Below are 12,612 nucleotides of genomic sequence, written 5' to 3' on the forward strand. Positions count from 1 at the left end.
GCCAACCTGGTCACCGGCGCCGAGCGCCTTGTGCCGCTTGGCATTTGACGGGGTGTCACCGACTTTCGCGGACAGCAGTGGAGGGAACGATCGTGGGATGGATCCGGGCGGGCGACTATGAGGTCGCCCTGCAGGACGGCAAGGTGGTGTGCCGCAATGCCAAGGGGCGGCAACTGAAGTCGGTGCCCGGAAAACTCGCCGAGGACCCGGCCGTCGTGGGCCTGCGGCAGCTCGTCGAATGGCTGGAGCGGCACGACCGCTCGTGCCTGGACGCGGTCGAGCGCTGGATGGTCGGCTCGCTCCCGGTTCCGGTCGCGCTGCTCTCCCGAGTGTGGCCGGATCCCTCCTGGCAGCGGGTCCTGCGCGACCTGGTGGTCACCGCCGACGGCGCCGACGTGGCCGGATTCCTGCGCGGCGCGGATCCCGAGCGCGGCGTCGGCATCGTCGACCCCGACGGCGACACCGTCTACCTCGACGCACAAACCGTCCGGATCCCGCATCCGGTCCTGCTGGAGGACCTGGAGGACCTGCGCGAGTTCGCCGTCGAGCTGGGCGTCGAGCAGCGGGTGCAGCAGCTCTACCGCGAGGTCTGGCACCGGCCCGCGGACCTGGACGGCTCCCGCAGCGCCGTCGAGGAGTTCGCCGGCGGGCGCTACGACCAGTTGCGCTTTCTGATCGGCCGGGCCACCCAGCTGGGCTACCAGGTGCGCGGCGGCCAGGCCGTGTGCGCGGTGCTCGACGGAGACCGCGAGGTCGAGGCCCGGATGTGGCTGGGCGACTACGACGGCTACGAGTCGACCGAGACCGGCTCGGTCTCCTGGACCGAGGGCGGCAGCACGCTGACCCTGGACCGGGTCCCGCCGGTGGCCTGGTCGGAAGGCATGCGCATGGGCGCCGCGCTGTACGCGGGCCGCACGATCGAGACCACGGAGGACGCGGCGTGAACAGCACCGGCATGAACCGCAAGAGCACCACCCCCGACGCCTCGCGCGGCCTGCTGGACGCGGGCGGCATCCTGCCCGTGGGCACCCTGACCGGCGACGACATCGACACGCTCACCGTACGCACCTACCTGCACCCCGCGTTCGAGGACCGCCCGATCGTGCGGCTGGTCCCGGCGACCCTGGGCGAGGCCGAGGACCTGGCACTGGGTTTCCTGGGGCTGGCCCGCGAACCGGACGCCCCCGAGGTCGGCCAGGTGCGCCGCGAGGCGCTCGGCTTCCCGGCCTGGGCCCTGGTCAACGACCCGGCCAACGGACACCACGCACTGGCCCTGGTCCGCGACATCGAGCGACTGGACCGCCAGGCCAAGACCAGGCCCGGCGCGGCCAAGGACGGCTTCGCCGAACTGGCCGTGCGACTGGGCCGGGCCGTACCGCACTTCCTGCCCACCTTCCACGAGCAGGCCGCGCGGATCTTCCTCAAGCACGACAACAAGACCTACGCGTCCGCCTTCTTCGGCAAGGCCCGCGAGGCCGAGCAGGTGCACAACCTGCCGATCGAGGAGGAGCGGCTGCGCGCGGTCTTCCTGGAGTTCGCCTTCGCCGGCGCGCTGACCGCCAAGGCGCTCAAGGAGCACGCCAAGGCGCTGTCCGCCCGGCTGGGCCCCGCCCAGGCGTGGGTGCAGTTCCGCCAACTCGCGGTCGAGCGCTGCACCGCGGGCATGCCGCCGTACGCGGGCCTGGCCGAGGACGCCCGCGCGCTGATCCGCGCGGCCGGCGGCGACCACACCGCCGAGGAGCACGCGCTGCTGCGCGAACTGCTCGCCACCCCCGCGATCGGTCGTGCGCCGCTGTCCTTCTGGAAGGTCAACCGCAAGCCGATCGCGACCCTGGCCGCCGCCGAGCCCGACACGCAGGCCCGCCTGCTGGAGATCCTGCCCACCCCCGGCGGCTCCACCCCGGACGCCGAACTCGACGACTTCTGGCTGGACCTGCTCGCCGAGGCCGGCGCGCTGGACCGGCTGGTCGACGGCGACCTGGAGACCGGCGCCCGCGCCCAGTGGCTCACCCGCTGGACCACACACTGCCGACGCGGCTGGCGGTACCGTTCGCGCAGCGAGCGCACCGCGAACCTGCTCGTGCGGATGGCCGGCGCGCTGCGCGCCGAGGCGGTGCCGGCGTCCCTGTTCAGCGGCAACGGTTGGCATGCCGGCGTGGACATCGACCTGCTCGACGTGGCGCTGAGCGAGGGCATACCGCTGACCGACCCGGACCCCGAGGGCTCGTTCGACCTCGGCGAGTGGTGGAGCGACCAGGCCGCGGGCCGCCGCGAACTGGCCGCGATCGCCGCCGACGAGCGCCACCTCCCCCTGCTGTACCGGGGGATCGGCAGGCTCAAGAGCCCCCATCACGCGGCCACCGCCGCGCATCCCGTGCTGCGCGGCGTGCTCGCGGCCTGGCTGACCGAGCAGGGCGCCAAGGTCACCGCCGCGGCCGGCCTGCCCGACGCCGAGCGCGAGTTCGCGGCGCTCAACGAGTTCCGCGACGTGGCCCTGGAGGTGACCCCGGACGTGGTGTCCCGGGTCCGCGCGTTCGACGCGGTCACGCTGTTGGCCGACACACTGCGCGCCGGCGTCTACGACGAACTGGGCTGGCCCGCGCTGGACGAGGCGATCGAACGCTTCGGCCGCAAAAGCGAGATCCGGCTCGACGAGGCATGGCCCGCGCTGGTGCTCTCCACCGACAAGCGCGCCATCGTGGTCGGCCCCGAGGGCATCCTGCTCGAACACGAGCTGCGCCTGCCCAAGGAACGCACCACCTGGCATCGCCCCAGCCTCCGCTACGTCGACGGACAACTCCTGGTCGCCTGGTACAACAAGGAATACGACTGGGAGGCCTACTGGTCCGGGCGCCCGAACGAGACCTTCATGCTCACCGGCGAGAGCCCCAACGCCGGCTCGGACGCCAATCCGCTGCTCTCTCTGGCGCTGCCCGACGGCGGTCGCACCACCGGCGCCCGCCCGCTGTACGCCGGCGACACCAAGCTGCCGCCGCGCCGGGGCGTGCTCACCGACGGCACCACGCACTGGTCGCTCGACTTCGACCGCAGCGAACGCAAGTGGACCGAGTACGACCCGGCCACCGGTACCCACGGCCGGGCCTCGCTGCCCGCTCCGTTCGCCGCCGCGGTCGCCGACGGCGGCTCGCTCGTGCCCGACCGGTGCGAGTTGCTGCCGCTGCTGCCCGGCCTGGAGCAGAGCCCGTTCGGCACCGACGGCAGGCTGCTGGGCCGCTGGGTCCGGGTCGACGGCGACACCGTCACCACGGGTTCGGTGGACGGCCACACCGTCAGTGCTCCGGTGCGCACCCGGCGGCACTGGGACAAGATGCCGCTGCAGGTCCCGATGGGCGCGCTGCGCCTGCCCGGCGGCGCGGCTCCCATCGTGGTCATGGACAACGGCAACGTGTCGTTGTGGGCCGGTGACGTGCTGCTGGGCCACTGCGTCGGCAACAGGGGCGGCGTCGAGGTGGCCCTGGGCAGCAGGATCGTCCCGCCGCTCGCGTTCTGGCACGCGCTGCGACCGCGCGACGAGGCCGGCTCGCTGGCACTGCGTGCGATCACCCACGAGCGGGCCGGCGAACTGGTCGCCGAGGTGCACGCCGACCACGAGCGCGCGATGGCCGAGTACGCGATCGCCAAGAAGTCCTCGGACAAGGCGGTCCGCCCCGACACGCTGCGGATCGACCCGGTGCACCGGTTGTTGCCCGAACTGAGCCACGCCGGCCTGGTGCGCTGCGTCGCCGGGCTGGCCCGGGACACCGCCCGACTGGCCCGGCGCCTGCGCGACTTCGGCAAGGTCACGGTCAAGGAGCAGAAGACCCGCGCGGTGCCCACCGGTCCCGCCCACGGCCAGGACTCCGAACTGCGCGAGGCGCTCGCCGGGATCGCGGGCACCGGCCGGTACAGCTATTACGGCAACTCGGGGGCTTCCGCGTGGACCACGGTGAACCACATCACCGCGGTGGCCGAGGCCCTGGCCCGCACCGACGGCCCGGCCGAGTGGACCACCGAGTCCGGTCGGCTGGCCGATCCGCACGTCTCGTGGCACGAACTGCTCGACCACCGGGCCGCCATGCTCGCCCGCGCGCTGTCCCCGTTCACCTCCGAGGAGCACCGCGCGTCGCTGCTCGTGGTGCTGGAGGCGCTCGCCGCTGGCCCGCTGGGCACGCCCGCCGGCACGCTGCGCAAGGTCGTCCTGTGCGAGCCGAGTGCCAAGAAGGGCAAGGACCGCAAGCGTCAGGGTCGCACCATCCGGCGCGGCGACCGCACGGTGTTCGTCCTGGACAGCCAGTACACCTACGGCGACAAGGACCACTGGGTCGCGCTCGACCACGACCCCTCGGGGCGATTCGAGGCGATCGACGGCTTCACCACACACGAGGAACACCGCTACGTCGAGCCGATGTCCCCCGAGCGGGTCGCCGCGGTGGTGCACGGGATCCGCGAACACGGCCCCGTGGCATGGCGGCCGGAGGCGGTGCAGACCCTGGTCGAGGGCACCGGCCTCGGTCGCGCCGAGGCGAGCGTGCTGCTGGCCGGCCTGATCGCCGGCGACCTCGACAAGGACCAGCGGGCCGTGCTCGGACTCAAGGCCGCGGAGGCGACCAACGCCCGCGAACAGCTGGACCGGCTCGACGGCACCGCGCGGGCCGGCGTCCTGGGCGCGCTGATCCCCGAGCGGGCCGAGGATGTCCCCACCCTGTGGACGACGGGCCACGACCTCGCGGCCGGCTGCCGGGCGTGGGACGCCGCGTTCGGCCGGGTGTTGCGGCTGCCCGAGGAGGTCGCGGCGGACGTTCGCGGCATCTCCGCAGCCGCGTTCGAGTACGTGCTCTCGCCGGAATCGTGCAGGTGGATCACCGGCACCTCCACCCACACGTTGGACAAGGACGGCCGGCTGCGTGCCTCCGACAGCGAGGCGGTGCCCAGCGGCCACGGCCTGAACGCCACGGTGACCGCGCTCGCCTGGCTCGCCTACCGGCTGCCCTACGGCGATCCGCTGCGCGCACACCTGCCGCACGTGCTCGGCCTGCTGCGCACCCGACTGGCCGACCCGGGCCTGGTGTTCGACCTGGACATCGAGTACGCGGAGCGCGGCAACACCGCGACCCTGCTGCGCGAAGCCGTCGGACTGCCCGCCACCGGCGGCGCCGATCCGGACGGCATCCTCCGGATCGAGGACCGCTTCTGGCTCCGGCCCTGGTACGGCGAGAGCGAGTTCGCCGAGGTCCGACCCGCCGGCTTCACCGGCGCCGACGACCCGTGGTTCGACCGGGTGATCGCGCTCCGCGGCGCCGCGCCTTCGGCCAACTTCGAGTCCTTCCGCCGGATCCTGGACCCGGCCTTCGAGGAACTCCTGCGCGCCGACGGCCCGCCCGGCATCCAGCAGGACCCGGCGTACGCGGTGCCCGACCTGGTCGGCGAGGTGGCCAAGACGCACGGCATCGGCGAGGACGCGGCGGTCCTCTACCTCCAGCTGCTCGCCCTGCCGGACCCCACGGACCGTCAGGTCGCCCGCTGGACCGGCTGGAAGCCCGCGCGGCTGAAGAAGGCCCGCGCCGAACTCGCGGCCACCGACCTGGTCGTCGAGGCCAAGCGCTCGCGCGCCGGCCGCACGCTGTTCCTGCCCGGTGGCTGGTCCGCGCTGAAGAACCCGGCGCTGCCGTTGGAGACCTGGAAGGAAGGGCTGTACGCACAGCCCACGAACACCGCGATCGTGCCCGACCGCCCGGTGCCCGACCTGTTCCGCCGGGCCTGGCAGCGGGTCCTGGACGGCGATGCGCCAGGCTTCGAACAACTCGTCACCCGCACCACCCGGAAGGGCCGCCGCTGATGGCAACCGCAACCGAACCCGCCGCGAGCGCGCGCCAGGTACAACCCCCCGAGGACCTGTACGCCCTCGAACTCGCCTTCCTGGCCGCCCACGACCGCGGCCCGCGCCCGCCGGCCTGGCGGCTGACCCCGCGCGCGGTGGTCACCTTCGTGATGGGCAGCGGCGACGAACTCAAGCTGCCGGAACCGGTCGACGGCCTCCCGCGCACGCTGACCATCGGCGCCAAGTTCGTCGGCGAACGAGCCCTCGTCGAGCGCTGCGTGGTCACCCTCGCCGGCGAACGCGGCCTGCTCCTGGTGGGCGAGCCCGGCACCGCCAAGTCGATGTTGTCCGAACTGCTGGCCGCCGCCGTGTGCGGCACCAGCGGACTCACCGTGCAGGGCACCGCGGGCACCACCGAGGACCAGCTCAAGTACGGCTGGAACTACGCGCTGCTGCTCGCCCAGGGCCCCAGCCGCGGCGCCCTGGTGCCCTCGCCGGTGCTCACCGCGATGACCACCGGCGCGGTGGCCCGGATCGAAGAGGTCACCCGCTGCCTGCCCGAGGTGCAGGACGCGCTGGTCTCGCTGCTGTCCGAGCGCCGGATCGCCGTGCCGGAACTCGCGGGCGGCGCCGACGCACAGGTGCACGCCGCACCCGGCTTCACCCTGATCGCCACCGCGAACCTGCGCGACCGGGGCGTCTCGGAGATGTCCGCCGCCCTCAAGCGCCGCTTCAACTTCGAGACGGTCGGCCCGATCGGCGACCACGACGCGGAGATCGCGCTGGTCCGTCGCCAGGCCAGGGCCGCGGTGGAACGCACCGGGACCGCATACGGTGTCGACGACACGGTCCTGGAGGTGCTGGTCACCGCGTTCCGCGACCTGCGCACCGGCCGCTCCGCCGAGGGCTGGGAGATCGAACGCCCCTCCACCGTGCTGAGCACCGCCGAGGCGGTCGCGGTGGCGTCCTCGCTCGCGCTGGCCGCCGCCTACTTCCCGGGCGACCGGGACGTGCTGAGCCTGCTTCCGGGACACCTGCTCGGCGTCGCGAAGAAGGACGACCCGGCCGACGCCGCCCGGCTCCTGTCCTACTGGGACGCCGCGGTGCGCCGCCGCGCGGAACACGGCTCGGCCACCTGGCGCACCCTGTGGGACCTGCGCGGAGTCCTGGAGGGCTGACGAGGTGTCGACCACACGTACGGACGGGCCCATCGACGAGGCCCGTCCGGCCGCCGCGCGCCTGGCCGCGTCCCGGCAGCCGTACCTGATCGGGGTGCGCCACCACGCCCCCTCGCTCGCCGCCGCCGTGCCGGCCCTGCTGGACGCGGCCCGTCCCGACGTGCTCCTCGTCGAACTGCCGCACGAGGCCGCGCCCTGGCTCGAATGGCTCGCCCACGAGGACACCCGCGCGCCGATCGCCCTGGCCGGCATCGGCCCGGGCGGCCTCGGCTTCTACCCGTTCGCCGACTTCTCGCCGGAGTTGGCCGCCCTGCGCTGGGCCGCCCGCAACGGCGTCCCGGCGATCCCGTGCGACCTCCCGCTGGGCCACCCCGGCTGGGACCGCTCCGACCACGCGCCGGACGGCGCCGGCGACGGGGAGCGCGACGACGAGGGCGCGGCCGCCGGTGCGGGCGGGCTGCGCGCCGCGCTGCGCGACCGGCTCACCGGCCGGGCGGGCGACGACCTGTGGGACCGGCTGGTCGAGGCCACCGCACCCGGCTCCACCGCCGAGGCGATCCGTCGGGCCGCGCTCACCGTCGGCTGGGCCCTGCGCCGCGACGCGGGCACCGTGGACCCGGTCGACCTGCGCCGCGAGGCATGGATGCGCGCCACGCTGCACGAGGCGACCACCGCCGGTGCGCGTGCCGCGGTGGTGCTCGGCGCATTCCACGCGCCGGCCCTGCTGGAGCCGGACACCACCGCACCCGCCGCCGAGATCGCCGACGTCACGATGTCGCTGATCCCGTACACCTACCCGCTCCTGGACGCGCGTTCCGGCTATCCGGCCGGCATCCGCGACCCGGAGTGGCAGCAGAGCGTGCTGGAATCCGGCGGCGACCCGGCCGCGCTGCACGAGGCGCTGATCGCCGCGGCCGTGCGGATCTGCACCGACCTGCGCGGCCAGGGCCACCCCAGCGGCCCGGCCGACGCCCGCGAGATCGTGCGCCTCGCGGGCGACCTGGCCAACCTGCGCGGACTGCCCGCGGCGGGCCGCGGCGAACTGCTCGAAGCGGTCCAGACCGTGCTCACCCACGGCGAGCCGCTGGGCCGGGGTCGATCGGTGGCCCGCGCGCTCGAACGTGTCCTGGTCGGCAAGCGGGCCGGCCGCCCCGCACCGGCCGCACCGCGCAGCGGCCTGGGTCCCGAGGTGGAGCGCCGGATCACCGAACTGGGCCTGCCCGGCCCCGCCGACCCGGCCGAACGCGACCTGCGCCTGGACCCGCTGCGCAGCGACCTGGACCGGCGCCGCGAACTGCTCCTGCAACAACTGACGACCTGTCGGATCCCGTACGCCGAACCGGTCGCGGTGGTCGGCACCGGCGGCGCGGACGCGGTCACCACGCGCTGGCGAGTGCGCTGGACCCCGTCCGCGGCGGCCCTGTTGGACGCGGCCGGCGTGAAGGGCGTGACCCCGGAACAGGCCGCCGAGGGCACCCTGCGCGCGCAGCACCGAGCCGAACTCGACGAGGGCGGCCCCACCGCGGAACAGATCCTCACCGGCCTGGAACGCGCCGCCGCCTGCGGCCTGACCGAGCTCACCGCCGCCAGGATGGCCGAGGCCGGCACCACCCTGCCGACCATCGCCACCCTCCCGAACCTGCTCACCGCCCTCACCCTGACCGACCGCATCCGCGCAGGCCACCTGGGCATCGAACCCCCGCCCACCCCGAACCGGTCCAGCACGGCCGCCGCTCCCACCCCGGAGTCGGCCGCACCCCCCGGCACCGCCACGAACGAACCCGACCCGAAGTCGGCCGGGCTCCCCGACGCCGGCGAGGACATCACCCAGACCCTGCTCACCGCCGCCGTCCGCCACCTCGACGGCCTGACCGGATCCGACGACCCGGCCGACGCCCGGGCCCTGGCCGATCTGGCCGAGCGCGCCGACACGTTCGGCGGGATCCGGCTGCACTCGGGCCTGGCCCGGCTGGCCGCCGACGGCTCGCCGCTGATGTCCGCCGCGGCCGGTGCGGTCCGGGTCCTGCTCGGCCACGAGGACGCGGCCGGCCTCGGCGACCGGATCGGCTCCTGGATCGACACCGCGACCACCCCGCCCGCCCGGGCCGACCTGACCCGCCGACTCACCGGACTGCTCACCGCGGCCGGCCCGCTCCTCCAGACCGGCGGCCCGGTCCTGACGGCGCTCCTGACCCGCGTCGACACCCTGGCCGACCGCCCGTTCCTGGACCGGCTGCCGGCCCTGCGCGGCGGCTTCGACACCCTCAGCCCCGCGGCCCGCGACCGGGTGCTCGACGCGGTGGCCGACCACCTGGGCGACCGGGTGGACACCGACGCCGACCCGATCGACCTGGCCCGCTGGACCACCGCCGACCTGACCGCCCGAGAAGCCCTCACCCACCGCGGCCTGCTTCCCACCGCCCACCCCACCCCCGAAACCGAGCCCGACTCGGGACCCGCGCCCGCCCGCGAGGCCGCACCCGCCCAGGGATCCGATCGCGCCCCCGCAACCACGTCCGCCTCCGGATCCGAGCCCGCCCGCGAGGCCGCGCTCGCTTCGGGGTCCGAGCCCACCCCCGAAGCAGCCCCCGATCCCGGGCCGCACGACCTCCCCGGCGCCCACCGCTGGAAGCTGATCCTCGGCCGCCGCTCCGACCGGCTCCGGGGCAACGCCGGCAGGATGGCCGGCGCGCTCGACGAGCTCTACGGCACCGGCCGAGGCGAAGGCTCCCGCAGCGACCTCGGCGACGGCAACGGCGGCGGCCGGGAAGCCCCCTACCCCGGCGTCCGGGAATGGTCCGAGGACCTGATCACCCTCTTCGGCTCCGAGATCCGCGAGGAGGTCCTGGCCGCCGCCGCGGCAGCCGGCCGTACCGACGTCCTCACCCACCTCGACCCCGCCGCGGCCCGCCCCTCCGTGGACCTGCTCAAGACCGTGCTGGCCCACGCCGGCGGCCTCCCGGAGGCCAAACTCGCGCTGCTGCGCCCGCTGATCGCCCGGATCGTCGCCGAACTCACCCGCGAACTCGCGACCCGGCTGCGCCCCGCCCTCACCGGCATCACCACCCCACGTCCCACCCGCCGCCCCGGTGGCGCACTCGACCTGCCGCGCACGCTGCGGGCCAACCTCACCACCGCCCGCCGCACGGCGAACGGCACCGTGGCCGTCGTCCCGGAGCGGCCGATCTTCCGCACCCGGTCGAGCCGCAGCAACGACTGGCGGCTGATCCTGGTCGTGGACGTGTCCGGCTCGATGGAGGCGTCGACCATCTGGTCCGCGCTCACCGCATCGATCCTGGCCGGCGTCCCGTCGCTGAGCACGCACTTCCTGGCGTTCTCCACCGAGGTGATCGACCTCACCGAGCACGTCCACGACCCGCTCGGCCTGCTCCTGGAGGTCGAGGTCGGCGGCGGCACGCACATCGCCGCCGGTCTGCGCGCCGCCCGCGAACTGGTCACCGTGCCCTCACGCACGCTGATCACCGTGATCAGCGACTTCGAGGAGGGCTACCCCCTGGGCGGCCTGCTCGGCGAGGTGCGCACCCTGGCCTCGGCCGGCTGCCACATCCTGGGCTGCGCGAGCCTGGACGACTCGGGCCGCCCGCGCTACTCCGCCGCCGTCGCCGGCAGCCTCGTCGCCGCCGGCATGCCGGTCGCCGCCCTGAGCCCCACCGAACTGGCCCGCTGGGTCGGAGAGAAGGTCCGATGAGCACGCAGGGCCTGCCACCCGTCGCGCCGGACGTCACCGCCGACATCATCGAGGCACTCACCCCGCGCCTGCGCAAACGCCTGGACGCCGCGATCGGCAAACTCTCCGCCTGCCCGATCGCCCGCGACGGCGACACCGTGCGGATCACCGTCGGCGAGGACGCCGAACTGACCCTGTCCATCCCGAGCGGATCGGTCACCCGGGCCGAAGACCTGCGCTGCTCGTGCCTGTTGGCCCCGGCGTGCGTACACCGCGCCGCGGCCGCCGCCGCGGCTCCGGTCGCCGACAGCGCACCCCCACCCGCACCGGACACCTCGAACGCCGCCGACACCTCGGCCACTTCCACCGAGGCCCCCGACCCCGACACCGCCGCGGAACGGGACCAAACCCCCGGGCTCACCGAACCCGCCGCGGCCGAACCCACCGCAGCCGAACGCGCCGCCGCCGACGCGCTGTGGACCGCCGGCGCCGCGATCGTGGACGCCGGCGTCGACACCGCAGGCGCCGTGCTCCAGGCCGGCCTGTTGCGCGCCGCGCACACCGCACGCCTGGCCGGGCTGCACCGCGCGTCCGCCGCCGCCGTCGCGGTGGCCACCGGCCTGCGAGCCGCCCGGACCGGCGATCCCGCATACCGACTCGCCGAACTGGTCGCCGCGCTGCGCGAACTGCTCGACGTGGCGCACACCCTGCGCACCTCGACCGGGGAGTCGGCGCAGGCCCTCGACGTGTTGCGCGGCACCTCCCGCCGGGCCTACGCACCGGCCGGGTCGTTGCGGCTGTACGGGTTGTTCACCGAACCCGTGCTGACCGCCCGCGGTTTCGCGGGCGCGGTGACCACCACCGTCGATTCGACCGGCACCCTGCGCACCATCGGCGACGTCGCCCCCGGCGGCGCCGATCGTGCGGTCGGCGCCGCGACCCGCGCGATCCGGGTCGGCGACACCTCCATCGACCCGGCCGCGCTCACCCGCGCCGGTCTGGTCGTCTCCGGCGCCACCGCGTCCGCGGGCGGGCGGCTCGGTGCCGGCCAGGGGGTGCGCGCCGCCCGGGCGAGCGGTGCCGCCTGGACCGACGACCCGCTCGGCGCCCTGTGGGACGTCCCGCCGGCCACCCAGGTCGACCGCGTCGTGAGCCATCGCGACCTCCCCCCGGACGATCGCCCCGCGGGCGCCGACCTGCTCTTCCTCGACGTCACCGTGCTCGGCCCGACCCCCGGCGCCCGGGACCGGGTCCGTGCCGTCTGCGCCGACCTGGACGTGCACCTGCTCGTCGCGCACGCCGACCCGGCCTTCGCCTACCGCGACAACCTGCGGCTGCTGGCGACCTGCCCGGGACTGCGGTTGCGACTGATCGGTCGACTCGAACCGGGCGCGGACCGGGCGGTCCGGGTGCTCGCGGTCGGCATCCCGCCGGGCGAGGGACCGACCCTGCGGCTGGTCGAGGACCGTCTGGGCCGGGTCGACCTGGGCCTGGACCGTCTGCACCGCGCCGACCTCCCGGCCGCCGCGGCACCCCCCACCGCAACCGTCGCGACCGAGGAACTCCCGGCCGGCCCGCTGTACCTGATGCACCGTCACGTAGAGCGAGCGATCAGCGGCGGTCGGCCGGTGCTCGCGCTGGCCGGTTCCACCGCCGCCGACACCGCCCGACTGCGCCGGGTCGGGCTGAGCACCGGAGCGAGCCTGGTCGAACGGCTCACGCACGTCGCGGCGGGCCGCGAACGGGATGTTTTCGGGCGTCTTCGCGCGGGTGACAACGACCTTTTGTCCGCTGCGTGGCTGGCCGCCGCCGTCTACGCGCAAACCGTCGAAGGCGCTCTGACCAGGGCTGTTTGGTCCACCGAGTAGTCGAGCCGGGGGCGTTGCGCCAATCGATTTCCGATCGGTGACAGGCAGCGTGTATGGTTT

Annotated in this window: 5 protein-coding genes; all 5 read left to right on the forward strand. The window is 74.8% G+C overall.

Features of this window, described 5'->3' with window-relative positions:
- Positions 1 to 92 precede the first annotated feature (92 nt).
- The 5 genes from ACIBM5_RS27930 to ACIBM5_RS27950 are packed head-to-tail and all read left to right on the forward strand — an operon-like array spanning position 93 to position 12,552.
- Positions 93 to 944, forward strand: coding sequence for a DUF4132 domain-containing protein (locus ACIBM5_RS27930; RefSeq protein ID WP_396009322.1), 852 nt, complete (start codon positions 93 to 95; stop codon positions 942 to 944).
- Complete coding sequence (locus ACIBM5_RS27935; protein ID WP_396009323.1) at positions 941 to 5,836, forward strand: hypothetical protein; 4,896 nt, start codon at positions 941 to 943, stop codon at positions 5,834 to 5,836. The genes ACIBM5_RS27930 and ACIBM5_RS27935 overlap by 4 nt, the downstream gene beginning before the upstream one ends.
- The gene (locus tag ACIBM5_RS27940) at positions 5,836 to 6,996 is read left to right on the forward strand and encodes an AAA family ATPase (RefSeq protein ID WP_391585411.1); all 1,161 of its coding nucleotides are present in this window, start codon (positions 5,836 to 5,838) and stop codon (positions 6,994 to 6,996) included. Before ACIBM5_RS27935 ends, ACIBM5_RS27940 begins: the two co-directional genes overlap by 1 nt.
- 4 nt (positions 6,997 to 7,000) lie before the next feature.
- Complete coding sequence (locus ACIBM5_RS27945) at positions 7,001 to 10,705, forward strand: DUF5682 family protein (protein ID WP_396009324.1); 3,705 nt, start codon at positions 7,001 to 7,003, stop codon at positions 10,703 to 10,705.
- Positions 10,702 to 12,552 (forward strand): hypothetical protein, encoded by a 1,851-nt coding sequence (locus ACIBM5_RS27950; protein WP_396009325.1) that lies wholly within the window; start codon positions 10,702 to 10,704, stop codon positions 12,550 to 12,552. The genes ACIBM5_RS27945 and ACIBM5_RS27950 overlap by 4 nt, the downstream gene beginning before the upstream one ends.
- Positions 12,553 to 12,612: the final 60 nt, after the last annotated feature.

The sequence above is a fragment of the Embleya sp. NPDC050493 genome (assembly GCF_044458105.1).
Classification (GTDB): Bacteria; Actinomycetota; Actinomycetes; order Streptomycetales; family Streptomycetaceae; genus Embleya.

Coding starts and splice junctions, on each gene's coding strand:
- ACIBM5_RS27950 (WP_396009325.1), top strand. CDS start 10,702: ATGAGCACGCAGGGCCTGCCACCCGTCGCGCCGGACGTCACCGCCGAC.
- ACIBM5_RS27940 (WP_391585411.1), top strand. CDS start 5,836: ATGGCAACCGCAACCGAACCCGCCGCGAGCGCGCGCCAGGTACAACCC.